The 26,605-nt window shown below is 34.8% G+C and carries 19 protein-coding genes and 1 tRNA gene; 13 read left to right on the top strand and 7 right to left on the bottom strand.

All coding sequences use genetic code 11. The features are described 5' to 3' along the window. Window positions 1-132 precede the first annotated feature (132 nt). Together ACQ5J2_RS01215 and ACQ5J2_RS01210 are read right to left on the bottom strand one after the other, a co-directional pair. On the bottom strand, window positions 133-627 hold the full coding sequence (locus ACQ5J2_RS01215; RefSeq protein WP_432671872.1) for a GNAT family N-acetyltransferase: 495 nt from the start codon (window positions 625-627) through the stop codon (window positions 133-135). Between the two features lie 54 nt (window positions 628-681). Next, on the bottom strand, window positions 682-1,521 hold the full coding sequence (locus ACQ5J2_RS01210) for a hypothetical protein (RefSeq protein ID WP_432671871.1): 840 nt from the start codon (window positions 1,519-1,521) through the stop codon (window positions 682-684). 256 nt (window positions 1,522-1,777) lie between these two features. Between ACQ5J2_RS01210 and menD the strand changes: the two genes are divergently transcribed. Then, window positions 1,778-3,433 carry a 2-succinyl-5-enolpyruvyl-6-hydroxy-3-cyclohexene-1-carboxylic-acid synthase gene (gene menD, locus ACQ5J2_RS01205; protein WP_432671870.1) on the top strand — a complete coding sequence of 552 codons (1,656 nt, stop codon included), beginning with the start codon at window positions 1,778-1,780 and terminating at the stop codon, window positions 3,431-3,433. A gap of 137 nt (window positions 3,434-3,570) precedes the next feature. Continuing rightward, window positions 3,571-4,425 (top strand): CvfB family protein, encoded by an 855-nt coding sequence (locus ACQ5J2_RS01200; protein WP_432671869.1) that lies wholly within the window; start codon window positions 3,571-3,573, stop codon window positions 4,423-4,425. A gap of 82 nt (window positions 4,426-4,507) precedes the next feature. On the opposite strand, the gene ACQ5J2_RS01195 is transcribed toward ACQ5J2_RS01200, so the two are convergent. Together ACQ5J2_RS01195 and ACQ5J2_RS01190 are read right to left on the bottom strand one after the other, a co-directional pair. Further along, entirely contained in the window at window positions 4,508-4,909 is a 402-nt protein-coding gene (locus tag ACQ5J2_RS01195; protein WP_432671868.1) for a PH domain-containing protein, read from the bottom strand. A 32-nt stretch (window positions 4,910-4,941) separates the two neighbouring features. Continuing rightward, complete coding sequence (locus ACQ5J2_RS01190; protein WP_432671867.1) at window positions 4,942-6,057, bottom strand: C1 family peptidase; 1,116 nt, start codon at window positions 6,055-6,057, stop codon at window positions 4,942-4,944. 60 nt (window positions 6,058-6,117) lie between these two features. Here ACQ5J2_RS01190 and ACQ5J2_RS01185 point away from each other — a divergent pair, with 60 nt between their 5' ends. Continuing rightward, window positions 6,118-6,957: a 1,4-dihydroxy-2-naphthoyl-CoA synthase gene (locus tag ACQ5J2_RS01185; RefSeq protein WP_432671866.1), complete on the top strand. Its 840-nt coding sequence runs from the start codon at window positions 6,118-6,120 to the stop codon at window positions 6,955-6,957. A gap of 92 nt (window positions 6,958-7,049) precedes the next feature. On the opposite strand, the gene ACQ5J2_RS01180 is transcribed toward ACQ5J2_RS01185, so the two are convergent. After that, complete coding sequence (locus tag ACQ5J2_RS01180) at window positions 7,050-9,389, bottom strand: patatin-like phospholipase family protein (RefSeq protein WP_432671865.1); 2,340 nt, start codon at window positions 9,387-9,389, stop codon at window positions 7,050-7,052. Between the two features lie 1,509 nt (window positions 9,390-10,898). Here ACQ5J2_RS01180 and ACQ5J2_RS01175 point away from each other — a divergent pair. From ACQ5J2_RS01175 to ACQ5J2_RS01150, 6 genes are all read left to right on the top strand, one after another. Further along, window positions 10,899-11,414: a PH domain-containing protein gene (locus ACQ5J2_RS01175; protein WP_432671864.1), complete on the top strand. Its 516-nt coding sequence runs from the start codon at window positions 10,899-10,901 to the stop codon at window positions 11,412-11,414. A 137-nt stretch (window positions 11,415-11,551) separates the two neighbouring features. Then, window positions 11,552-12,919 carry a PH domain-containing protein gene (locus ACQ5J2_RS01170; RefSeq protein ID WP_432671863.1) on the top strand — a complete coding sequence of 456 codons (1,368 nt, stop codon included), beginning with the start codon at window positions 11,552-11,554 and terminating at the stop codon, window positions 12,917-12,919. A 36-nt stretch (window positions 12,920-12,955) separates the two neighbouring features. Beyond that, window positions 12,956-13,933, top strand: coding sequence for a 1,4-dihydroxy-2-naphthoate octaprenyltransferase (gene menA, locus ACQ5J2_RS01165; RefSeq protein ID WP_432671862.1), 978 nt, complete (start codon window positions 12,956-12,958; stop codon window positions 13,931-13,933). An 11-nt stretch (window positions 13,934-13,944) separates the two neighbouring features. Next, window positions 13,945-14,622 carry a metal-dependent hydrolase gene (locus ACQ5J2_RS01160; RefSeq protein ID WP_432671861.1) on the top strand — a complete coding sequence of 226 codons (678 nt, stop codon included), beginning with the start codon at window positions 13,945-13,947 and terminating at the stop codon, window positions 14,620-14,622. Window positions 14,623-14,819: 197 nt separating this feature from the next. Further along, window positions 14,820-15,746 carry a DUF58 domain-containing protein gene (locus ACQ5J2_RS01155; protein WP_432671860.1) on the top strand — a complete coding sequence of 309 codons (927 nt, stop codon included), beginning with the start codon at window positions 14,820-14,822 and terminating at the stop codon, window positions 15,744-15,746. An 86-nt stretch (window positions 15,747-15,832) separates the two neighbouring features. After that, window positions 15,833-15,906, top strand: a tRNA-Asp gene (locus ACQ5J2_RS01150). A 312-nt stretch (window positions 15,907-16,218) separates the two neighbouring features. On the opposite strand, the gene ACQ5J2_RS01145 is transcribed toward ACQ5J2_RS01150, so the two are convergent. After that, entirely contained in the window at window positions 16,219-19,626 is a 3,408-nt protein-coding gene (locus ACQ5J2_RS01145; RefSeq protein ID WP_432671859.1) for a T9SS type A sorting domain-containing protein, read from the bottom strand. Between the two features lie 346 nt (window positions 19,627-19,972). Here ACQ5J2_RS01145 and ACQ5J2_RS01140 point away from each other — a divergent pair, with 346 nt between their 5' ends. From ACQ5J2_RS01140 to ACQ5J2_RS01130, 3 genes are all read left to right on the top strand, one after another. After that, window positions 19,973-21,742: a tetratricopeptide repeat protein gene (locus ACQ5J2_RS01140; protein ID WP_432671858.1), complete on the top strand. Its 1,770-nt coding sequence runs from the start codon at window positions 19,973-19,975 to the stop codon at window positions 21,740-21,742. 158 nt (window positions 21,743-21,900) lie between these two features. Further along, window positions 21,901-24,708: a T9SS type A sorting domain-containing protein gene (locus ACQ5J2_RS01135; RefSeq protein ID WP_432671857.1), complete on the top strand. Its 2,808-nt coding sequence runs from the start codon at window positions 21,901-21,903 to the stop codon at window positions 24,706-24,708. A gap of 220 nt (window positions 24,709-24,928) precedes the next feature. Beyond that, window positions 24,929-25,492, top strand: a complete 564-nt coding sequence (locus ACQ5J2_RS01130; RefSeq protein ID WP_432671856.1) for a DUF4494 domain-containing protein — start codon at window positions 24,929-24,931, stop codon at window positions 25,490-25,492. 77 nt (window positions 25,493-25,569) lie between these two features. Here the strand turns inward: ACQ5J2_RS01130 and ACQ5J2_RS01125 are convergent, their stop codons facing one another. Next, window positions 25,570-26,070 carry a DUF456 domain-containing protein gene (locus ACQ5J2_RS01125; protein WP_432671855.1) on the bottom strand — a complete coding sequence of 167 codons (501 nt, stop codon included), beginning with the start codon at window positions 26,068-26,070 and terminating at the stop codon, window positions 25,570-25,572. A gap of 48 nt (window positions 26,071-26,118) precedes the next feature. Here ACQ5J2_RS01125 and ACQ5J2_RS01120 point away from each other — a divergent pair, with 48 nt between their 5' ends. Continuing rightward, window positions 26,119-26,604 carry a hypothetical protein gene (locus tag ACQ5J2_RS01120; protein ID WP_432671854.1) on the top strand — a complete coding sequence of 162 codons (486 nt, stop codon included), beginning with the start codon at window positions 26,119-26,121 and terminating at the stop codon, window positions 26,602-26,604. Window position 26,605: the final 1 nt, after the last annotated feature.

Raw genomic sequence — 26,605 nt, 5'->3', positions numbered from 1 at the left:
AAGAATATAGAAAAAAGAGATTATAACATAGATTAAAAAAAAAACAGAAAATAAAGATGAATTATCGTTGTTTTCTGTTTTTTTATGCTCCAACGTGGCATAAACTTAGAATATACAACCTACATTCTGTAATTAAAGCTTCAATTGCATCAAATTCGCATCCAGCCATCGGTCAAATTTAAAACCAACCTCCTTCAAAATTCCCATAGATTGAAATCCAAAACGCTCGTGGAAGCAAATACTGTTTTCATTAGATGCATCAATAACACCAATCATAACGTGGTAATTTTCTTCTTTTGCAGTGTCAATTAATTTTTGCAATAAAAGCGCTCCAAGTCCTTTTCCCGAAAAACCATCTTTTATATAAACGGAATGTTCTACGGTAAACCGGTAACCAATTTTGGTTCGGAATGAATCATACGTACCAAATCCTACAACTTCATTATTATAATTTGCCACAAAAGTAGGGAAGTTTCGAGATTGCTTACTTTCAAAAATAATGGTTTGCTCTTCCAAAGTCCGTACATCATAATCGTAAATAGCAGTGGTATTTAAAATAGCATGATTTACGATTTCTAAAATAGAAGAAAGGTCAGATGAGGTTGCTTTTCGAACAATGGATTCCATCGGGTAAAATTATTTTGTGTAAGCAAATTTACTATTTTTAGCTATATAAAGTTGCTAATCGGTAAGTAATACCTTCATGTTTAAATCATAATTTGGAATCTTCTTCCAAATGTTCTCTACTGTTTTGGTAAAATAAAATGCATTTTCAACTCCTTTATTAGCTCCTATTGAAGGATTGTAAAAATACCAATCTTTTAGGTCATTGTTTACACCATATTGCTTGTTTTCCTCAGTCAATAACATTTGTAAAGAGACGAAAAAACCATTTTTAGGCAATGGTATTATATTTTCTTCAAAAGCGTAAGTAGTTATCGTAGATCCTTTTTCAATATTTAAGATAATATTTTCGGTTGATAATAATTGGTCAGGCTCTTCATTTTCATTTAATGAATATATTTTTAAACCCATGATTCGACCATGTTGATAAGTAGATGTTTTAAATTTTACCTCTTTTAAATAGAGTTGTTTTTCATTATTTAATTTAAAAGATTTTCCAATTTCTGATATAGTTAAATCGTAGGTTGCTGTAAGTAATACGTTTGTTGGATTTGTTTTTCCAAGTTTTATTTTTTGTTTTCTTTTAGGAACAACAACCACTACTTCCTCTAAATTTATTTTATCTTTTTCCAAACGAATTGTATTTAAATCCAAGTTGAAAGGTTTAGTAATATATCCAACACAGCTTATTGTAAATGTACCGTTTAGATCAACTGCTTTTACGCAAAATTCTCCATTTGCATCAGAATTTGCATAAATTTTATTGTTGTGCCAAATATTAGCATATGATATTGAAGTCGAAGTAATGCTATCTTGAATGGTGAAACATTTATTTTGTCCAAAAACAGATGTAGATAAAATTAGAATTATAAAATTAATGTAAAGTTTATTTTTCATAGTAAGCTCTTGGATGATTATATTATAAAACGGGTTTCTTAATTAACGAATATATTTCTACCATTGTATAAAATATTATTTTTAATAAATAGGAGGGTTTTATAGTGATTAGATTATCAGAGGGATATACTTTCAGTTGAAATCAAAAATACTATTTAACCCTCAAAACCAACCGTTCAACACTGTTAAAATTACTCCTAAATCCTATTAAATTTTAGTGGTATATTTACTAACTTTGTGTTTCAAATCTAATAGCATGATTTATCCGAAAATTCCTTTGGCACAAAGTATAATCGAAATTTTTACTGCTCGAGGAATCCATCAAATTATCATTTCACCCGGTTCTCGAAACGCACCTTTAACTATTGGTTTTGCAAGTAACAATACCTTCGAATGTTTCAGTATTGCTGATGAACGTTCGGCTGCTTTTTTCGCTTTGGGAATCGCACAACAAACTCAAAAACCAGTCGTTCTTTTGTGTACTTCTGGTTCGGCATTGTTGAATTATTATCCCGCTTTCGCGGAAGCTTTTTACAGTCAAATTCCATTAATTGTTGTTTCTGCAGACCGTCCTCATGATAAAATTGATATTGGCGACGGCCAAACCATTCGACAAGAAAATGTTTTTGCTAATCACAGTTTGTTCAATGCTAATTTACAAGAAAACGTTTCATTAGAAAACGACCAACTCATTAACGAAGCGATTTCAAAAGCTATTTTAGAAAAAGGACCAGTTCATATTAACGTTCCTTTCGAAGAACCTTTGTATGAAACGACCGAAGAATTGATAGTGAAAAGTAAAATCATTCCTGAAATTCAGACCGTTTTGGAGTCGGAAAATTTGACTGAATTTGCAAAAAAATGGAACGCTTCCACTAAAAAATTAGTTTTAGTGGGTGTGAATTTCCCAAACGCAATCCAGCAAAATATAATTGATTGGATGGCAAATGACCCTTCAATTGTTGTTTTGACAGAAACTACTTCGAATTTACACGATGCAACATTTATCAACAACATCGATACGATAATTACACCATTCACCGTTCAAGATTTCGAGCATTTTAAACCTGAAATACTACTCACTTTCGGAGGATTGGTGGTTTCAAAACGGATTAAAGCATTTTTACGAAAGTACAAACCAAACGAACATTGGCATATTGACCCGTTTCGAGCGTATGATACTTTTGGTGCTTTGACGCATCATTTTATAACAGAACCCAATATGTTTTTTGAGCAATTTATACCGCTTTCGCAAAATGTAGAAAGCAATTATAAATTCGAAATTGAAGCAATAAAAAAACTTCGAAAAGAAAAACAAGAAAACTATCTTTCTAAAATTCCATTCTCAGATTTCAAAGCGTTTGATTTGATAATGCCGCATTTGCCTGAGCATTCGATGTTGCAAGTTGGTAATAGTTCACCCATTCGATATGCCCAATTGATTGACATTCATCCTTCAATTAGTGTTTTTAGTAATCGCGGAACAAGCGGAATTGACGGCTCGAGCTCAACGGCAATTGGAGCTGCTTTTGCTTCAAATCAGCAAACGGTTTTAATAACTGGTGACATCAGTTTTCTATACGACAGTAATGCTTTGTGGAATCAATATATTCCTAAAAATTTTAAAATAATTCTTGTGAATAACGGTGGTGGGGGAATATTTAGAATTTTACCAGGTCACGAAGAAACACCAGTTTTCAATCGGTATTTTGAAACTTCGCATTGTTTTACTGGCGAACATCTCGCTAAAATGTTTCAATTTAATTATTACACAGCTTCCAACGAAACTAATTTAATAGAGAATTTACATACATTCTTTTCAGCAAATGAGAAACCTGCTATTTTGGAAGTTTTTACGCCAACTTTATTAAACGATGGGATTTTACTTCAGTTTTTTAAGGAGTTAACATAATTAGTTTTACTGTAAATTCGCAAATTGTTTTTTATAATTAATGGAAATTCGTGCAATTCGCGGCCAAATTTTTACACAAATTCCTTTTAAACAAAAGCGAATAAAGTTTGTACCTTTGCACTTTAGAAAATAAGTTTATGATTGAGATAGGAAAATACAATACGCTACAAATATTACGGGATACGAAAGTCGGACTCTTTTTAGGAAATCCAGAAGAAGACCCAGATGGAATTCACGATATTTTGTTGCCCAATAAATATGTACCGCATGAATTTGAATTTGGTCAAGACCTGACCGTTTTCATTTACCTTGACCATGAAGAACGTCCGGTGGCGACACTTTTAGAGCCGTATATTTTGTTAAATGAATTTGCACTTCTGCGTGTAAATTATACCAATCAAGTAGGTGCTTTTATGGATTGGGGAATGGAGAAAGACATTCTCGTTCCTTTTAAAGAGCAAGCACGTCCGATGGAAAAAGGAAAACGCTACTTAGTTTATCTTTACATGGATGAAAAAACCAATCGTTTGGTGGCTTCCAGTAAAACCAATCAGTTTTTGAACAACGACAATATTTCCCTTGAAAGAGGTGAGGAAGTAGAATTAATCGTTTCGCACATTACCGATCTTGGAATAAATGTAATTATCAACGAGCAACATAAAGGACTACTCTATAAAGATGAGGTATTTGACGATTCAATTCGAACAGGAGACCGTTTAAGAGGATACATCAAGTTGGTACGACCTGATAATAAGATTGACGTTTCGCTGGAAAAAATTGGTTACGAACGCATCGAGCCAAATTCCGAAAGAATCATGGATGAACTTCGTGCAAGTCGCGGATTTTTACGCTTGAACGACAACAGTCACCCAGAAGACATCAAGACGGTGTTGCAAATGAGTAAGAAAACCTTCAAAAAAGCGATTGGTGCTTTGTACAGAGACAAACTCATTGAGATTAAAGACGATGGAATTTACTTAGTGAAAGAGTAACTGTTCAATTTAGAAAATAAGAAAGCCGTTTTTAGTGATAAAAACGGCTTTTTCTATTTCTGTATTGCGATAAAACATCTCGTCAAATAACTTCTATATCTGGATTAATTTCGCGTAAAGCGGTAATAAATGCTTCCCTGTTTTTAGGAGAAGTATAGATGTCATCAAATTTATCATAGTGAATGATTAGTCCGTCATTTCCTAAAGCGGGTTTGAGAAAACTTGTTACATGCCATTTATTCCAACGCTCGACTTTACGAATATTTGTAATTTTAATACTTCCACGAATTGGTCCTGAACAATAGAAAAGTTTACTTTCTTTGATATGGTATTTGGTGTCTAGCAAAATCCAAATCAACATTCCTGTAATTCCGTAAAGAATAAATACCCCAATTATTGCGGTACTGTCATCAGCCTGATTTTTTTCAGGTATAAAAGGAATAGCTATTAAAAAAATAATGATAAGCCAAAGAAGACTTATCATTATATAATTTTTTGAAGATTTGAAAACCGTCATTACAAACTCAATTCTTTCTTAGTGTTCTTTAGTAACGCATCTTTGTGTACTAAAACCGAAATCGCTTTCAATTTTAAATAAGGAACACTCATGTAAATGTAACCGTCGTGGCCAATATACTTTTGGTCATTTCCCCAAGAATTTTTCACCTTATAATAGGTCGTTCCTTTTTGGTCTTTTACTTTACCTATAATATGCATCAAATGGTCGTCTGTCGTATTAAAGTTTTCAAACTCTTGCTGACGAAATTCAGGAGTGATTTTCTTTTCGCTTTTAATTTCGGTCAAAATAGTTTTCTCGTCACTTTCATTTTGAGGAACAACTGCAATTCCGTATTTGCTTGAAAATGTTTTTTCACTAACATCAGCATCTAAAGCCAAAGTATAGCCTTTTTCCAATGCGTTATCGATATTATTTACAAACTCATCCAAGGGCAAGTTGTAAAAAGAACCATTAGAAAAGTTATCTGGAATATCTAGGATAAAGGTTTTGTAGAAAGGTTCGTTTGTAAAAGAAGTAATGGTAACATAATCATCCAACTTCAGTTTCGTCATCTCCAAGAAACTCTTTGGGGTATATTTCTTACCTTCAAATGTAAATTCAGCTACTTCTTTTCCCATGTATTGGTCTAAAATAACATTTACTTCAGTTTTCCATTTCGGGTCTAATTTAACTTCAGGGTTTGCGTATTTTTTTAGTAAAACTTCCAATTCTGAAACCATTTTAGAATGGTCGTATTTCGTAGTAGCACCCACTAATCCAGAATAAACCTCTTGTGGAACAATTCCAGCAACTCTCGCACTATTAATTACATCGTGATTCAGTCCGCCTTCGCCAAACTGTGCTTTTCCTTGTCGCATCACGTAATTCCACGCTTTCTTAGGATACGTATGCCGCACATTGTACATCTCTGACAAGTCAATTTTCTTTCCTGTAATACGAATAATCTCTGCTTCTAAGAATGATGTAGAAGAAAAACTCCAACACGTTCCAGTACTTCCTTGTGAAATTACAGGTTCCGCATCGATATCCTTAACGGTTTGGAATTCATATTTTTGTGCAGAAACAGAGAAGGCAAAAGAGAGTAAAGCTATAGTAATGAAATTGGTTTTCATACGGTTTTTAATTTTTAGTAAGAAGTAAATGTATTATTTTTACGCTAAAATAAGATAAATATGGCAACTATAAATTGGAAAACTGTTAAAGATTTCGAAGACATAACCTATAAAAAGTGCGACGGTGTAGCTCGAATCGCGTTCAATCGCCCGGATGTGAGAAATGCATTCCGACCAAAAACGACGGCTGAATTGATTCAAGCATTTCATGATGCTCAAGAAGATACCTCAATTGGAGTAGTTTTACTTTCGGCTGAAGGACCAAGTTCTAAAGATGGAATATATTCGTTTTGTAGTGGTGGTGACCAAAAAGCAAGAGGTGCTCAAGGTTACGTTGGTGAAGACGGTTACCACAGACTAAATATTTTAGACGTTCAGAGAATGATTCGATTCATGCCAAAGGCCGTGATTTGTGTTGTTCCCGGTTGGGCTGTTGGTGGCGGACACAGTTTGCACGTTGTATGCGATTTAACTTTAGCGAGTAAAGAACACGCTATTTTTAAACAAACAGATGCCGATGTAACGAGCTTTGATGGTGGTTACGGTTCAGCTTATTTGGCAAAAATGGTAGGGCAGAAAAAAGCCCGTGAGATTTTCTTTTTAGGAAGAAATTATTCGGCTCAAGAAGCTTTTGAAATGGGAATGGTAAATGCCGTAATTCCTCATGATGAATTAGAAGACACTGCTTTTGAATGGGCTCAAGAAATTTTAGAGAAATCGCCAACATCCATCAAAATGCTAAAATTCGCGATGAACTTAACTGATGACGGAATGGTAGGTCAACAAGTTTTTGCTGGTGAAGCTACTCGTTTGGCTTACATGACTGAGGAAGCAAAAGAAGGTAGAAACGCCTTTTTAGAGAAAAGAAAACCAAATTTTGAAAAGAAATATTTGCCTTAAATATAAGATTAAGTAATTAGTATGTAAAAAGCCATCGTTAAAATTCATTTTTAACTTTATCGATGGCTTTTATATTTTTAAACTTTTGGGTTTTAATTCGAGCGATTCAATGGAAATCCTACTCCAAAGAAGATACGAACCTTATTCACATCATTAACCCAAGTAAAGTCGAACGTTACTGGTCCTAGGATAGAGTCATATCCCAATGTTACGCCAGATGAAAACAAGAGGCTCACGTCATTAAAGTCGCGCCACTGTCCTTTGGCAGGAATAGCATTTTCAATGAAATCAGTAAAGTCTCCATATCCTATAATCGCCATATCTGCATGAGGTACTACATATAACTTGGATTTAAAATTATACTGAAGTCCCACATTTAGTTTTGTAAATTGAGAAGCAAAAACTTCTCCTTGTATAAGACCTGGAAAAATAAAACTATCTCTTCGCGGGTCCATTTGATTGCCGCCAAGTATATATTTAGCTCCTACACCAAATTCCGAAAAGGACACGTCCTTACTGTCTTCTTCATCTACTATAATGAAGTTTGCAGATGCTCCAATTATACCTGATGTTTTATTATTAAACGGTATTCTTCTTTCATAATCAACACCAAACTTGGTAAAATTACTTAGCGAACCTTTTTCGTTAGGCAAGTTATTAGTTGAAAATTCCATCTCTACATTGTTGTTCAACGACCTGCTTATATTGGCTTTAAATGAAGTTCCATCGGTGGCAAATGAGCTCGTGTTAAAGGTGTTGTATACATAATGAGCGCCTAACTGAATTACATTAAGATTGTAAGAATTTAGTTTCACGATGTCATTTCCATCCTCAGCCTTTAATCTTGGTGTAAGGTAAGTGTTTTGATAATTCAAATTAAGTCCCACATAACTTGCTAAGGAGGTAATATTTCGGTTTACTTGATTGTCAAATTCAAAATAGCGGTACCTAACTTCATCTTCAGTTCGTCCGTTTACTCGAACTTGATGCGTCAAGCGTTGTCCCAGTGCCTCAGTCCTCCACCACCAATCTCTATCTCTACCAAAGTTCTTTTGATTTTGAACTCTAAATCTTGGCTGTTCGGCTACATCAAACGTAATTAAAGTGCGTGAAGCTGCTCCTAAAACATTTCGACCGGTATAATTAAAGAGAATTCCTACGCCATTAAAACTGTCATAATGCAACGAACCTTTTACTTGGTGTTTCGATCGTTCAAAGCCATTAAACTGCAAACCTAGTTTTCCAGATTTAGATAAAGGTTCAAAGGTAATTTGGCTAAAAATAGTAGTTCCCATCGCACGATTAATTCCTTCAATAAGTTCTTGTCTCGTATAAATTTCACCACTAGTTATATTAGTTCTAGCTCTAACTAACTGCATGTTTGTTTTGCTAATGCCTTTATAAACAATAGTGTCTAGTCGCATTTGTTCCCTTACAAAAGGGATTTTTACTTTATCTTGATGGTATATTTTTAAACGTTCTGATAAAGCAATTAGCGCTGCACGATTGTCCTTAATGCCTAATTTCCCTTCATTGTATATTTCTTGATTCCTTTGAAAATCAGTGGTGCCATACGTTAAATGTTCGGTATGGTTGATTAAAATATCACAAAGCGCACGGTTTTTACCATTCTTTAAATGACTACTCAACATTCCTGCTTGAAATAATAAGGAAGAAATACTTTCTAGTTTATCTTTTCCCATCAATCCATCACCCACATCGCTACCAATAATAATATCAGCGCCTAAATCCTTAGCAACATCTACCGGAAAATTATTTAAAATAGCACCATCTACCAGCAGCGTTTCTTTATAAGGAACTGCCGAAAAAACCCCTGGTAATGACATACTAGCACGCATTGCTAAGGCAAGAGAGCCACTTTTAATCACTACTACTTTACCATGCACGATGTCTGTGGCAACTGCTCTAAAGGAAATAGGTAACTTGTCAAAATCTTCAATATTGTAGCTTGGAAAGGTGAGGTTTGTTATAAATTGACGCAAATTTTGGTCGTTAAGTAAAAACTTACCGATGTTGACTTTTCCTTTTGCATAATCCAGTTCTACCAAATAGCGGTTAAACTCTGTTTTTTCCTCAACACTCACGTTTTTTAAGGAAACGCGTCCGCCAATAAGTTCTTCCCAGTTGGCTTGTTTTACAATATTGGCAATACTATCGCCCGAATAACCCATTGCATAAAGTCCGCCTACTACACTACCCATGCTGTTTCCCACTATTAAGTCGGGTACGATTTTTAAAGAGTCCAAGGTTTGCAAAAGCGGAATATGTGCAATTCCCTTTGCGCCACCACCGCTCAAAACTAAGGCTACTTTGGGCTTTTTTTGTTGTGAATATCCCTCAAAAGAGAAAAGCATCAAGCACAGTAAAAGCACAGGTAGGAACGTATTTTTTGAGGTAAAGCCTTTTTGCATAGTAAATGTTTTATTCGTGAGACACGCAATTCTAAAATTTTTTAGAAGGAATGAAAGATACTACATTATACTAAATAATGATTCCAATATTTTATAATAACATTGTAGTATACCGTGCGTATTTTTTTTGTGAAACAACAAAAGTACTACACCTTCTTCTTTTTTTAACCTCTTAAAACCTTTTTTGTTACCGCATTACTTTCAATAATTGAGGTCTGATGCTGTTTTTTCAACAACAGAAGTTCTTAATGCAAACAGGGATTGCTTTGCGTCATTTGGTCGTTTAGTTGTACTACACGGGCACAGCATTTTACTCATTTTAGCTTGTAAATGGTTTCAAGCTGCATGCATTAGTATAGCATTGCATTTTATAAATTTCAAATGGAATAACGTTGTACTGCAAGTTGCTTTTATTTCAATTAAATGCGATTTGTTTTGAGGTAAATCTGTTTTTGTTTTTATCGAATGGAATTTTATTGTAGGAGTGCCTGATGTCATTTTAATTGCAAGAAATGCCATTACAGTTGCGTGGGATGTTATTTGATGGCAATCAAACCTCATTTTACTTTATTGTAATTTTATTTTAGTAGTTCCTGATGGCATTTTAATTAAAAAAGACATCATTGCAGTTGCTGGTGATTTTATTTGATGGCAATCAAAACTCATTTTACTTCATTGTGATTTTATTTTAGTAGTATCTGATGGTATTTTAATTAAAAAAGACATCATTGCAGTTGCATGGGATTTTATTTGATTGCAATCAAACCTCATTTTACTTCTTTGAGATTTTATTTTAGTACTGCCTGATGTCATTTTAATTACAAGAAATGCCATTGCAGTTGTGTGTGATATTATTTGATGAAAATCAAACTTTATTTTACTTCATTGTGATTTAATTTCATTGGTGTCCAATTAATTTTTAATGACATCTGATTCATTTTTAATGGCATCAAGCCCAATTGTAAGCGTTTGAGAGGCTGTTGAAGTGCCCTCTGATGCTATTGTAATAGTCAGATTGAATCAAGTGTGAATTAGATTGCATCAGGAGTGAGTAAAATTGAATCAGAGGTGAGTCAGATTGCATCAGGGGTGAGTCAGATTGCATCAGGGGTGAGTCAGATTGAATCAGAGGTGAGTTAGATTGAATCAGAAGTGCGTCAGATTGCATCAGGAGTGCGTCAGATTGAGTCAGGAGTGAGTTAGATTGAATCAGGGGTGAATAAAACGAAATTTGGGGGTAGTTTTTCTGTATTTGAATGCAAAAAAGGCGAGTTAGAGACTGTTGCATAAGAAACAGGGAAGGGCAATTGGGTTTCCAAGGTAAAATTTACTAAGTCCAGGATAAAATTTATCTAGAAAGAACCTTGTCAAATGCCCTGAATGTTTTTAAAAAAGCAATTAATTTGTACCGCAATTTTTTTTGTACTTTTACCTTTCGAAATTCGCAGTGCTGTACTGCAAAAGCATATTCACCAAAACAAAATAAAGCCACTTACCCCTTACTAACGCATGGAACCATTTACTAACAACGTTATCGACCTTAGCACACTACCAAGATTTGAGACAGTAGCTTTTGAGAAATTAAAACCCAGTTATTGGAAAGTGGTCTTAATCAATCAATTTATAGTAGCCCTTATTTTTGCAGCAGCACTAGGTGTTATTTATTTTTTAGTACCCGAATTTAGACCTCATGTAGTGTATCCTGCCATTGGATTGGTGGTGCTTATAGTACTTATAGTAGTGTTTTCAAGGATTGCATTTGTCAAAAAAGGCTTTGCATTTAGAGAACAAGACGTGCTGTTTCGCGATGGAATTATTGCCACGAATACTACAATTATCCCGTATAACAGAGTGCAGCACGTAGCGTTGCATGAGGGCTGGTTGTCGCGCTATTATGGTCTGGCAACGGTGGAAATTTTTACGGCAGGAGGCAGTTCAAGCGACATCAAAATCCCTGGAATTGAGAAAGAACAGGCCGAAAATATCAAACAATTGCTTATGGGTAAAATTCAACAGCAATTATAATGGAAACATCTTTCAACAAGCCCCAAAGACAGTCGAAAATAGGGATTTTGGTTGTGTTTTTTTACACCTTACAAAAGTTTGGACGGGCCTTTTTTCCTATTATTTTAATCTTTTATTTAAAAATAGAAGACCTCAGTATGGTATATGTCATTCCGGGAGTCTTAGTTACGTTACTTGTGTTGGGTATCTTTGCTTATTTTAGTTATTTAAACTTCACCTTTTATATCGATGATGAAAACGAGGAGTTTATCATAAACGAGGGGATTTTTAATAAGACGAACACCGCTATTAAGTTGGACAAAATCCAGCAAGTTAACATCAACCAGTCCTTTATTCAAAAGATAATAGGGGTATATGCCCTTGAAGTTGATACGGCGGGAAGTGCGAAGAAGGAAGGAGCTATCAGGGCTATTTCGCATCAATTGGCATTGGCTTTAAAGTCACGCCTTTTAGATAATGAAAAGAAAGCGGTGGCTGAAAACGCTGCTGATGTTGCTGCAACCGCGTCAGTTACTGATGAACCGAAACCGTTTATTAAAATAGGGTTGCTAACGTTGCTAAAAATTGGAATAACGTCTAATTATATCAGAAGCATTGGTCTTTTATTTCTGTTTTACAGTTATGTACAGGAAAACCTTCGCAACTTTTCTCAAACAGATTATTTAGACGGCAGTGAACTGGACGATTTTTTTGCAACACAAAGCGTTTTAAGAGGCATCTTAGTGTTAGGAATTGTGCTTATAGTGATTGTTTTGATTGTCAATATTGTTCGAACGGTGGTTAAGTTTTATGATTTTACCATCTCCAAGCAAAAAGGTTCGTTGCTGTTGAGTTATGGTTTGTTCAATTCAAAAAGTACCATCATCAAGCCCGAAAAAGTACAGATAACTACCGTTACGAGGAACTACTTTCAACGAAAAATGGACATACTGGAGATAAAAATTCAGCAAGCCACTAGTGGAGATTCGGAAGCTAAAAAGGATATTACAGAAATTCCCGGTTGTAATGAAGTGGAGAAGGATGCAATCTTGAGACTTATCTTTGAAACGGTTCCAGAGAAGGGTGTAATGCTCAAACCCAACTGGCGGAAGCTTGTATTCTCCTTATTTTTAGGAATTATTATCCCTATTTCTTTGTATCTTGGTTTTGGATATTTCATCGAACCTTTAGCGTTTGATTATGCGTTTGTAGGAGTGGGATATACTATCTTTGTGGCGGTACTTTTGTTCTTTGGGTACCGCAACAACCGACTATTTGTGAACGATGATTACATTATTATTCAAAGCGGGGCTTGGGATGTGGACAACCGTATTATTGAAATAGGGAAAATTCAGGCATTAACCACGTCGCAATTATTTTGGCACAAATTGCCTGACATTGGTTCGCTCACCGTTCATACCGCAGGAGGCGATGTGCATTTTGAATTGGGAAACTTTACGACTGTTAAGAAATATGTAAATTTGTGGTTGTATACTGTGGAGACTAAAAACATTAATTGGATGTAAATCCAGAAAGAAATAATTTTAAATATAAAAAATACCATGAGACATTGGATTGAAGCCGCTCGAGTGAGAACATTACCATTATCTGTTTCGGGAATTATTCTGGGAAGTATGTATGCTTTGGCGTACCCTACGGATGCTATCTTGACGCCAACAGAGGTTTTTAACTGGCAATTGTTTGGTTTTGCCTTATTGACGACTTTAGGGTTGCAAATATTATCCAACTTTGCCAATGATTATGGCGACGGTATTAAAGGAACAGATAATGAGCATCGAGTAGGGCCCAAACGTGCGATTCAAAGCGGTGTGATTTCGGCTCCAGCGATGAAAAGAGCGATTGTTATTACGTCAGTGCTTACTTTTATTTCGGCCGTTTCATTAATTTATTTTGCCTTTGGAGTTGATTATATTTGGTATTCACTTATATTTTTAATTCTTGGTATTCTAGCCATTGTATCTGCCATTCGTTACACGGTAGGAAACACTGCATACGGATACTCGGGTTATGGCGACTTGTTTGTATTTATTTTCTTCGGATTAGTAAGTACATTAGGGGTAAACTTTTTATATTCAAAACAACTGGATTGGATTTTAGTTTTGCCAGCCGTTGCCATAGGTTTTTTAAGCGTTGGTGTTTTGAACTTAAACAACATGCGGGACATTGAATCCGATAAAATGTCGAACAAAAACACGGTTGTAGTGAAAATAGGAATTGCCGCAGCTAAGAAATACCATTACTTTTTAGTGGTATCAGCGATGGTTTTGGTACTTGCATTTGCCATTTACATTGATTTCAACAAAGATGTAGAACCAGAAAAGTTTAATTTTGACACCTACTTCTTTATTGTGGCGTTCTTTCCATTAATTAGTCATTTAATCACAGTTTACAAGAATAAAGATTCTAAATTATTAGACCCAGAGTTGAAAAAATTAGCCATTAGTACCTTTCTTTTGTCCATACTATTGTCCTTAAGTCTCATTTATTTACTCTCAGATTTAGTTGTCGATAACGTTTAAATAGCAATAACATGAAAATCACATTCTACGGTCATGCCTCTTTAGGCATTGAGGTTGGCGGAAAAAACATCATCGTTGACCCTTACATTTCACCAAATCCAAAAGCAGCTCATATTGATTTAAATGCTTTGAAAGCCGATTATATTTTTCTCACGCATGCTCATGGAGACCACATTGCTGATGTAGAAACCCTTGCAAAAAACACCAATGCAACCATCGTTTCCAATGCTGAAATTGCGGGCTGTTATGCTGATAAAGGTTTCAAAACACACCCAATGAACCACGGCGGAAGTTGGAATTTTGATTTTGGAAAAGTAAAATTCGTTCAGGCCATTCACTCCAGTAGTTTCCCAGATGGAAGTTATGGCGGGAATCCTGGAGGTTTTGTCATCGAAGGCGAACACAAGAATATTTACATCGCAGGCGATACAGCACTGACGTTCGACATGCAATTGATTCCACTAAGAACGAGTCTTGATTTGGCCATCTTACCCATAGGAAATAACTTTACAATGGATGTAGAAGATGCCATCATCGCTTCTGATTTCGTGGAATGCGATAAGATTTTAGGGTATCACTTCGATACCTTCGGATTCATCGAAATCAACCACCAAGAAGCCGTAAAAAAGTTTTTTGATGCAGGAAAAGATTTGATGTTACTGGACATTGGTACTTCAATCGAGCTTTAAAATTTTAAGGAGCGAATGGCTTGGGCTTTGTCAGGCCTCCATTTTCCCGCTTTCCTTCCAAATCTCCCGTAGATTGCATCGCGCCTCGCAATGACTTCGGGACGATTTTCCCTCCAATCGGGGCTATGAAGTAATTCATAGTACTTTTGGTTTCTTTCAATGTTTAAAATCTATAATCTTTTCAATATCTTTGAAAGATGAACATTGAATCACAAATAGAAAAAATATCCAGTTTTCAGCATTTAGAACTTTTGGCGAATCAAGTAGTCGAAGGATTTATATCTGGAATGCACAAAAGTCCCTTCCACGGATTTTCAGCAGAGTTTGCCGAACACAAGACTTATAATGCCGGCGAAAGCACGAAACACATCGATTGGAAGTTATTCGCTAAAACCGACCGTTTATACACCAAGCGTTACGAAGAGGAAACCAACTTGCGTTGTCACTTAATTATTGACAACTCTTCTTCCATGCAATACCCCGTTTTGAAATCCGGTGAGGCATTTTATCACAGTAAAATAGGTTTTTCCGTTTTGGCTTCAGCCGTATTGATGAATTTGCTCAAAAAACAGCGCGATGCGGTAGGTTTAAGCATTTATTCCGACACGTATGAATATTATGCTCCAGAGAAGGGAAGCGACCGCCACCATCGCATGCTATTGAACCAGCTTGAAAACTTAGTCCAAAATAAAAAAGAAACCAAACACACCGACACGGTAACTTTCCTGCATCAAATTGCGGAAAAAATCCACCGTCGTTCGATGATTGTTCTTTTTACAGATATGTTTCAAAACGGCAATGAGGAAGCGCTCTTCAATGCTTTACAGCATTTAAAACACAACAAGCACAAAGTAGTCCTCTTTCACGTCATCGATAAGCAAACGGAAGTCAATTTCGATTTCGATAATGGTCCAAGGAAGTTTATTGATGTGGAAACAAATGAAGAAGTGAACATTTTTGCAGACAATATTAAAGAATTATACGAGAAAGAAGTGCAAACGTACTTCAAGAAAATAGAAATGATTTGCATGCAAAACAGAATTAGATACGTTTCAGTAAATGTGGGCGATAATTTCGAAAAAATTTTAACCACTTATTTAGTTGAAAAACAATCTTTTGCTTGATACCATTGAAAAAAGTTGAATTTTTTTTTCAAAAAGGCTTGCAGAACTCAAAATGAGTTGTATATTTGCAACCGCAATAGAGCAGAGGTTTGGTAGTTCAGTTGGTTAGAATACATGCCTGTCACGCATGGGGTCGCGGGTTCGAGTCCCGTCCAGACCGCTAGATTGGGAAAAGCACTTCAGAGATGAGGTGCTTTTTTGCCCAATAAAAGCATCGAAAATAGTTGTGTTGTTTTGCCCGAGAGGGTAGGTTTAGTAGTTAGACCAATGAAAAGCTTTCCACCTAGTGGATGGCTTTTTTGTTTTTAAGTCACTTCCGGTACTAAGGGAATTAAATGCTAAGATTTCCCGAAATCCTACATTTCTTCTTTCTCCTCTTTTGTTTTTAACGCAAAAAAAAAACAGTCACAAGAAAGTTCTTGCAACTGTTTTTGAGAAAACAAATCTAATTTCCAACTTTGCTTCTAAACTATTATTGTTTAATCACCTTAACGGTCTTAATGCTGCTGTTTGCGGTTATTTTTGCAATATACGTTCCTGCTGATAAAGCCGACATATCTATTTTTACTTCATGGCCTTCAATATTATTCGTAGTCACTTTTTGTCCAAGTAAGTTGTACAAAACAATCGAAGTAATGTTATTGTTACTCGAAATAGTTAAATAATCAGTAACAGGGTTTGGATAAAAGCTCAGCTGATTGTAATCATTCGTATTAGTTGATAAGTTTTCTTGAATAACGATATCGTCTAAAAACACAGAACTGGCATTGGCAGGAGAATAAACATTAAAGCTAAAATAGTATACGCCTGTTTCGGAAACGGTGAATGGGATAGTTTCGAATACTCCAGGTCCGTAAAAATCAGTGTGATTTGCTATGATTGTTGTCATTGCTGTAGAATAGGGAGAAGTGCCGTACATTACCTTTAAGTTACATCCCATCCAGGAAAAATTTGAATTAGATCCTTTTTTATAAGAAATCGTATAGTTTTGACCTTGAACTAAATTTATAGCTCTCGTAAAAAACCACGCATTGGCATTTTCCATAGAGTCATAATAACGTAAAGCTTTTGATGGAAATCCAAAATTTGTTGCACCAGTATGTGTAACCCAGTTATTACTTCCTACAGACGCGATTTCAGATGATGTACATTCTGGTAAATTTGGTGGTGATGCGGTTTGGAAATTTTCAGTATAAGGAACATCAACAGCAATACAAGGAGTTAAAAATAATACAGGACCTATCCAAGCGCCATTGTCATTTGTGCATATAGAACGTACCCATACTTTATAATTTGTAGCTGCAATTAATCCTGTAACTGATAGAGTTGTAGCTGATGCGGATTGAGCGCTTAAAGTATTTGGATCAGCGACAGTCGCTTCGCCAACTGCAACTTGCCAAGATTGTTCAGTTCCTCCAGTAGTCCAATTAAATGTAGCACCCGTCTGACTAGTACTTGCAACTGAAATTTGCGTAACGTCGGGACATGCAGGAATTGGTTCCCATGTAATATTATCTAAATTTATGGAAGGAAAAGTGTTTGGGTCAGGAATTACTCGAATTCCAATATAAGTGTCTGAACCTGTATAAGAAGTAAAATTAATTACTTGAGAAGAGCCTGTAAAACCTCCTGATTCTACTGTTTGTAAAGGTGTAAATACTGCCGTGGCGGTATTTCCATTCAATGTTCCTACTTGAATTGAACCTGGATAATAGGTGTCAAACTTTAGACGATGTGTTCCCAAAGAAAGCGTAGATACTTTTGGAGAAACCAATACTATTTCTGCAGTGGGTTGAGAACCTTGTGGATTCAAGTTCACATAATTTGGAGCAGTAAAATTAGGAAACGACGCTACATTTGAAGAATATGTGTCAATAAAAGCAAATTGCGATAAGCTTGGACCTCTTAATATTTTTGACCAACAAAGCGGTAAATTAGGAAGGGCCACACTATCAAAATTTTCAATAAATGTAGCTACTGGCGGACATTCTGTTGTGAATTGTATCGGGCCAATCCAAACACCGTTACTGTTTTCGCAAACAGCTCTAACCCAAACTTTATAGGTAGTTGAGGCTGAAAGACCGGTCAAATCATAGGGTATATTTGAAGTGGGTATGGGTGTTAAAGTATTTGGGTCTGTAACACTAGTAGCACTATAAACGATTTCCCATGAAGTTTCAATAGGTGTACTGTTCCAGTTTATTTCAGCACTTTCAGTGGTTACGGAAGGAACATTTATATTCGTAATTTCAGGACAGTCAGGAATGGCTTCCCAAACCATATTGTCTAAGGTTACAAACGTGTAACTAGGTTCATTATCTCTCAGTCGTATTCCAATATATTGATCAGTTCCTGTATAACTGGAAAAATCAACAATATATTCTGCTAAACCATTTACAGTTGTAACGGTTTCAAAAAGAGTAAAAACTGCTGCATTTGTATTACTATTTAAAGTTCCGACTTCAAAAGTGCTAGCAAACTTTGCGAAAAAGCGTAAATGATGATCTGCCATAGATATATTCGAAACTTGAGGAGAAACCAAGATAACATCGTAATTACCCGTTGAAGTATGATTGGATAAGCTTACAGATTTAGCTTCAAATATTGGATTATTGGCTACTTCAACTTTTGCATTAGCAGAGAGTCCAGTACCTCTTAAAATTTTAGACCAACAAGTAGGTAAAAAAGTATTAGCTGTTGTATCGAAATTTTCATTAAAATCAGTCATTGGAGGACAATTCGTTGTAAAAATTACAGGACCTATCCAAGCACCATTTCCTTCTCCGACACAAACAGCACGAACCCACATTTTATATGTAGTAAGCGATTCTAAATTAGTTGCGTTAAAATAACTCGCGCTTGTAATGTTTTCATATAAAACAGTTTGGTACGGCAAAGTATAGGGATCTGTAACTGTTGCAGCCCCAATTGCGACATCCCAAGAAGTTTCTACTCCTGGAGTCCAAATAAAATTAGCGCTATTGGCTGTCGTTGAAGTAGCAACAACGTTTGTCACGTCGTCACAGGACGGAATGGCTTCCCAAACTAAGTTATCCAGAAAAATATAATTATTTGGTGCCGAAGCTGCTAATCGAATACCGACAAATGTATCCGAACCAGTATAGGAGTCAAAGCTAATTACATGTTCTGTCGTTATTGAAGTAGATATAACTTCATCAATTGCTGAAAAAACACCTGAATTCGTATTTGCATCCAACGTTCCAATTTCTAAAGTCGCAACGCCTTTGGTTGTAAATCGTAAACGATGTGTTCCATTTGATAAATTGGCTAAATTTGGACTTACAAGAATTAAATCATATTCTCCTGTAGAAGCCCAATTTGTAATTTCAACTGCATTTGGTGTTGAAGATGCATTGTAAGAAGCTGTTTGTATTTTTGCACCAACAGAAACGTTATCACCACGAATAATTTTGCTCCAACACAAAGGCAAACTAGGAGTTACGGTAGTGTCAAAACTTTCATAAAAAGTAGAAACAGGCAAACAATTGGTGGTAAATAAAACTGGTCCAACCCAATTTCCAGTTCCTCCAACATCACAATTTGATCTTACCCAAACCTTGTAAGTTGCACCTGCAGTTAAATTATCTACAAGAAGTGAAGGAGTTGTAGCGTTAGTAAAAGCTAAAATATTTGGATCGAATACAGTAGCTAATCCTACAACAACATCCCAAGAGTTCCCAGTTGTTCCGGAAACCCAATTTATCGTAGCACTGTTCAAAGATAGTATTGGAACAGTAATTTGTGTAACATCATCACAAGTGATGAGGCTTTTAGAAATAGTAGCTTGCAGTTTTAAACTATTGAATAAACAAGTAAAGCTTAAAAAAAGTAATAGTAAAAAGTAGTTTTTTATTCTCATTTTTAATTTTGTAAAATGTTAATTTAAAAAAATGGTAGTTAATGAAGTTATCAAAAATAAAGAATTAAACTAATTTCAAATGTAATGTTAACGATACAAAAAAGCTACAGCATTAAATTTGATGCAAACATTAATACTACATTTATATTTAAAGCTTTTTAAGTCAGAATTTTAAAGCAATCTTATTTAGTGTATATGATTCGGGTTTATAGTAAGTTCAGGTTATAATTGTAGTATGGATTGGATGCAAAAATTCAATTATATAAAATTGAGTGATAAAAATCTAGTTGTATTTATTAATATAATTATATTTGAGAAGAATATTTGTAATTATTTACCTTATTATATGAGATTTATTTTATTTATAGTTCTTTTTTCCACTTATGCTGTTGCACAAGAAAGCAGAAAAGATAGTATTTTAAGAAAATTAGAAGCTCCTGAACTCAATAGCGACAAGTCTTCGTTGTATTTTGATTTGGCAAAAGAATATAAATCCACTCAAATTGATTCCGCGATTTATTTTGCAAAAAAAGGGTATGAAATATCAAAAAAAGCTAATAATCAGGAATTTAAGCTAAAAAATGCAGCGGCATTAGGTGATTTTTATATTGAAAAAAATGAGTTTTCCAAAGCAAAATTATATTACACCATTTATACAGAAGGCATAGATAGGGAAAAAAATATTGCCGATTATTGTGAAACGAAAATGATTATTGCAAATATTGAAATGTTGCAAAATAATTATACGAAAGCATTAAAAGGGTATTATGAATGTCTTGATATTGCAAAAGAGCACAAGCTCACTAACATAATTCCTCATTTGTATAACAATTTAGGAAATTTGTATTTTGACATCGAAGATTATAAAGATGCAAGAGAATATTTCAATACTGCTCATAAAAAATTCATAAAAAACAAGGACGAATACAATGCTGCTATAGTGCTTACGAACATATCTAATATTCACAATAAATATGGTGAGAATGAGCAAGCAATTAAAGGATATCTTCAAATAGTTCGTATTTTTTCAGCCAATGGAAATTGGGAAAATTTAGTTTCTACGTACCATTCGCTTGCGGAAATTTACATCACTCAAAAGCAATTTATAAAAGCACAAGAATATATTGATGAAGCATTAAAGTTAATTGCTAAAAATGAAAATAAAGAAAGCAAATACCTCGGTCCGATTTCATTTTATAAAGCAGAGGTTTATTTTACCGCTGCCGAATTAGCCTACAATGAGAACAAAATGAATGAAGCGATAAATTATGCTCATAAATCGCTCCAATTATCTTATGCAAATGAATATAAGAAATCGCTTTCAGAAAATGCACGGATTTTAAGTAAGATATTTGATAAAAAAAACAGGATTGATTCCGCATTTTATTACAGCAAAATTTATATCAAATTCAGTGAAGAATACAATGTAGAATACGATTTAAAAAAAATTGTTCAATCTAAAATGCAATATCAATTTGACGATATTTTGAAAGCAAAAGCTGTTGAAGAAGTCAAAAAGCAAGCTAAAAATAATAGAACTAAACTCATTTATTTGGGTATTTCAATTTTTACTATTTTAGGAATTATAATTGTTCTTTTATTGTATCGCAATCAGAAAATTAAAACAACAAAGGTTATTCTGACGAAAGAGAAACTAGAATTAGAAAAAGTTACATTGGATCATGATTTAGATTATAAAAAGAAGGAATTAACGTCCAAAATGATTTATGTTTTGGAAAAAAACGAGTTTATTATCTCAATTGCTAAAAAATTATTGGATTTAAAACCGGATTTAAGTAAAGCCAATCAAGTGCTGATTCAGCAAATTATTTATGAATTGAATCAGAATTCTTCAAATAAAATTTGGGATGAATTTGAAATTAGATTTAAAGAAGTCCATTCAGAATTCTACGATAACTTGAATCGCTTATATCCAGATTTGACTCCTAATGAAATTAAAATTTGTGCTTTTTTACGACTGAATATGTCTACCAAAGAAATTTCAGCCATAACCCACCAATCTATAAAAAGCATTAATATGGCTCGTTTTCGTCTTCGTAAAAAGTTAAATATTGAAACAGAAGATAATCTGATAAGCTATTTAATTCATTTGTAATGATTTGTTGATGTGTGTGGTTATTAATGTCTTAAGCGGTTTTGTAATAGTTTTATTCCACTAGATGTATACGTTGTAGATTGTTTGTGTTTAGGAAGTATAATTTGTTTTTGAAATAACAATTTACTTTTGGATTGATAATAACTAAACCGAAAATCATGAAACAAAATTTCTTTCTTATTTTATTTCTAACTGCAATTAATTGTTTGTTTGCACAAAGCAATGCTACAATTACAGTCACAGAAATCACTTCTGGTAATCCGATTCAAGGAGCCTCTGTCACTTTGAATAATGTTGCCGTTCAAACAGACGCTGTTGGACAAGCAATATTTTCAAATTTAGCAAATGGGAGTTATTCATACACGATTTCAAAAACTTGTTACCTTCCCACTAATGACAATGTCGTTATTGCTGGTGCAAATGTTGCAGTAAATAAAACAATTACAGCTGTAACTACGAACGATGTAAATATTTCGATGAGTAATTTTGGATTCAATCCATCAGGATTCAGCATAAATTTGACAAACGGAACTTTTAACCAAACGATTACTTCCGGAAATCCATTAGGCGATTTCTTTGCATCAGTACCATTTGGAACGTATACGTATACGATTTCTAAAAACTGTTTTCAAACGGCAACCGGACAAGTTATTGTAAATTGTAATGCAGGTGACCCGAATTTTGTTTCTTCAATTCCAGTGGCACAAAACACTAACGATGTCAATATTTCAATGAGTAATTTTGGATTCAATCCATCGGGATTCAGCATAAATTTGACAAACGGAACTTTTAACCAAACGATTACTTCCGGAAATCCGTTAGGAGATTTCTTTGCATCAGTACCATTTGGAACGTATACGTATACGATTTCTAAAAACTGTTTTCAAACGGCAACCGGACAAGTTATTGTAAATTGTAATGCAGGTGACCCGAATTTTGTTTCGTCAATTCCAGTAGCTTTAACTACAAACGATGTAAATATTTCAATGAGTAATTTTGGCTTTAATCCATCGGGATTCAGTATAAATTTGACCAACGGAACTTTTAACCAAACGATAACTTCCGGAAATCCATTAGGCGATTTCTTTGCAGCGGTACCATTTGGAACGTATACGTATACGATTTCGAAAAACTGTTTTCAAACGGCAACCGGACAAGTTATTGTAAACTGTAATGCAGGTGACCCGAATTTTATTTCGTCAATTCCAGTAGCTGTAACTACAAACGATGTCAATATTTCGATGAGTAATTTTGGATTTAATCCATCAGGATTCAGCATAAATTTGACCAACGGAACTTTTAACCAAACGATTACTTCCGGAAATCCACTAGGCGATTTCTTTGCAGCGGTACCATTTGGAACGTATACGTATACAATTTCAAAAAATTGTTTTCAAACGGCAACCGGACAAATTATTGTAAATTGTAATGCAGGTGACCCGAATTTTGTTTCGTCAATTCCTATGGCTGTAACTACAAACGATGTAAATATCTCGATGAGTAATTTTGGCTTTAATCCATCAGGATTCAGCATCACTTTGAGTAGTGGAACTTTTAACCAAACGATTACTTCCGGAAATCCACTTGGCGATTTCTTTGCAGCAGTGCCTTTTGGAACGTATACGTATACGATTTCAAAAAATTGTTTTCAAACGGCAACCGGACAAGTTATTGTAAACTGTAATGCAGGCGACCCGAATTTTGTTTCTTCAATTCCAGTGGCTGTAACTACAAACGATGTAAATATCTCGATGAGTAATTTTGGATTCAATCCATCAGGATTCAGCATAAATTTGACAAATGGGACTTTTAATCAAACCATCACTTCAGGAAATCCACTTGGCGATTTCTTTGCAGCAGTACCTTTTGGAACGTATACTTATACAATTTCAAAAAACTGTTTCCAAACGGCAACTGGACAAGTTATTGTAAACTGTAATGCAGGCGACCCGAATTTTGTTTCTTCAATTCCAGTGGCTGTAACTACGAACGATGTAAATATTTCGATGAGTAATTTTGGATTTAATCCATCAGGATTTAGTATTAATTTGACAAATGGGACTTTTAATCAAACCATCACTTCAGGAAATCCACTTGGCGATTTCTTTGCAGCAGTACCTTTTGGAACGTATACTTATACAATTTCAAAAAACTGTTTTCAAACGGCAACCGGACAAGTTATTGTAAACTGTAATGCAGGCGACCCGAATTTTGTTTCTTCAATTCCAGTGGCTGTAACTACGAACGATGTAAATATTTCGATGAGTAATTTTGGATTTAATCCGTCGGGATTCAGTATTAATTTGACAAATGGGACTTTTAACCAAACGATTACTTCCGGAGATCCATTAGGCGATTTCTTTGCAGCGGTACCTTTTGGAACGTATACGTATACGATTTCAAAAAATTGTTTTCAAACGGCAACCGGACAAGTTGTTGTAAACTGTAATGCAGGTGACCCGAATTTTGTTTCGTCAATTCCTGTGGCTACAGTTTTAGATAATACAGTGGTGCAAAACGAAAATATTCTAACTGCTAACGCGACCGGAGTCACATACCAATGGTTAGATTGCAACAACAATAATGAGCCAATCGCAAATGCTACAACTCAGATTTTTACAGCAACTGTAGACGGAAGTTATGCAGTAGAAATTTCAAGTGAAAATTGTTCTGTTATCTCTACTTGTTTTATTGTTTCAAATTTATCAACTGCTGATATTCAAAAAACAACTACAATGACCGTTTTTCCAAATCCAGCGAGTGATAATATCACAGTTAAATTTGAGAGAAACTTTGAAATGCTTACTGTAGAAATTATCAGTATGACGGGACAAGTGGTAAAAAGAACTGCAGCAACTCAGCATAATATGGTTACTATAAATATTTCGGAACTTGCCTCAGGCGTTTATATTTTAAGAACGGATGACAAGCAAAATACAACGACTTCAAGAATCGTGAAAAAATAAATTAATTTTATCCTTCTATTTTAAACAGGGACTTTTTTTAAAGTCCCTGTTTTTTTTGGTAACTAGTAGCATTAAATAGGTTACGAATTTAGGAGGAGATTTTGAATATTGTGCCCTAATTGGATTCAAAATAAATTTATCAATTGTGAATATCTATTTCAAAAAAACGATTGCTTTTTTCAGTTTAAATCTATCTTTGACTTCCTAAAAAAGATAAAAGATGAGTGCAATTTGGTATGAATGTAAAGTAAAATATAGAAAAACGGATGATACCGGAGTTCAAAAAGTAGTAACAGAAGCTTATTTGGTTGACGCCGTATCTTATACAGAAGCGGAAAAAAGAATCAACGAAGAAATGGCGGCTTATGTTAGCGAGGAATTTAAAATCACAACTATTAAAGTGGCAAACTTTTCCGAAATACATCCTTTTGAAAACTCGGATCGTTGGTTCAAATCAAAAATTGCATTAGTGGCTTATGATGAAGAAAGCGGAAAAGAACGCAAAACCAATATTCACATTTTACTTCAAGCGAATGACGTTAAAGAAGCATTCGACAATACGGTTGAGGTGATGAAAAACACGATGGGTGATTATACGATTCCGATGATTTCAGAATCACCAATTATGGATGTTTTTCCTTATTTCAGTGGCGAAGAAGGCGACTTAGAACAAGTGGAACGTTTCAATGCGACTAAAGGTTCAAAACCTGCTTTAGTTGCTGCTGGAGAAACGGACGATGATGTTGTAGAAGTAGAAGAAAAGGAATTAGCTGAAAATCTTTAGTTGAAATAGGCTTTTCATAAATTAAAAACTATCCCGTGAGATTACTTTTTATACGAAAGTAATTTAGCGGGATTTTTTTATTGGAAACGCTCGTAGTTTTTCCAAAACAAATAAATGAAAATACCTAAATACATCAAACTAAGAATTACACTAATAAAAGTGCTAGCGAGAAATCCTAAAAACGAACCAACGGCTGCCTTGAAAGCTCCTTTTGGGTTTTTGAAATTATTGATGAGTTCACCTATAAAAGCTCCGATAAAAGGACCCATAATAACCCCGAAAGGAATCGGGACAATCAAACCCACTACGATTCCGATATTGGTTCCCCAAATTCCATATTTACTTCCGCCAAAATACTTCGTACCTTTAGCAGGAATGTAATATTCTAAAAAAGTAACCACTAACATTATGATTCCCGTGACGGACAACAACCAATAATTGTTAGGCACTGCCGAAGTGAAACTAATTACAACAAGACCAAGCCAACTCAGCGGAGTTCCTGGTAAAACGGGAAGAAAACTTCCAATAATTCCAACAATCATACAAATCAAACCAATCGTCAATAAGATGTAATCCATAAAAATTAATTTTAGTACATTTGAAAATTATAAAATGCTTGGGCACAAATGCAATTTAAACAATTCGTAGCTTTACTTATTCTTCTCGTTTGTGGAACGTCGTGTGATTATCTTCACAAGCCCGTTCCGTCCAAAGAGGTCTTGCTTGAAAAAGAGCTAAACGCGATTGATTGGAACCAAGTGGACCAGTATCCGTCCATTGCGGAATGCGAAAACATCGACGATAAAACCGAACGTCAACATTGTTTTTTTGAATATTTAACGAACGTGATTCAACAAAAACTAAGCCAAGACACGTTGCCTTTTACTGGAATTGATGTGGATACCATTATTGTAAAAGTAACGGTGTATCCAAACGCTACCATCGATTTTGAGCCACAATTCCCAGAAGATTCTGTAGCCTATAACCGTATTAAAATTGACAGTTTGCTTACTGAAAAACTGAAAAATTTCCCTAGAATTAATCCTGCATTGAAACGAGGAATACCGGTTAAAACTCAATTTATTCTTCCTGTGATTTTAAAACAAGAGTAGC

Origin of the sequence: Flavobacterium sp. SM2513 (genome assembly GCF_050908145.1) — a bacterium.
Taxonomy (GTDB): domain Bacteria; phylum Bacteroidota; class Bacteroidia; order Flavobacteriales; family Flavobacteriaceae; genus Flavobacterium.
Note: the sequence above shows the minus strand (reverse complement) of the source record. Positions and strands in the feature narration are given on the sequence as shown.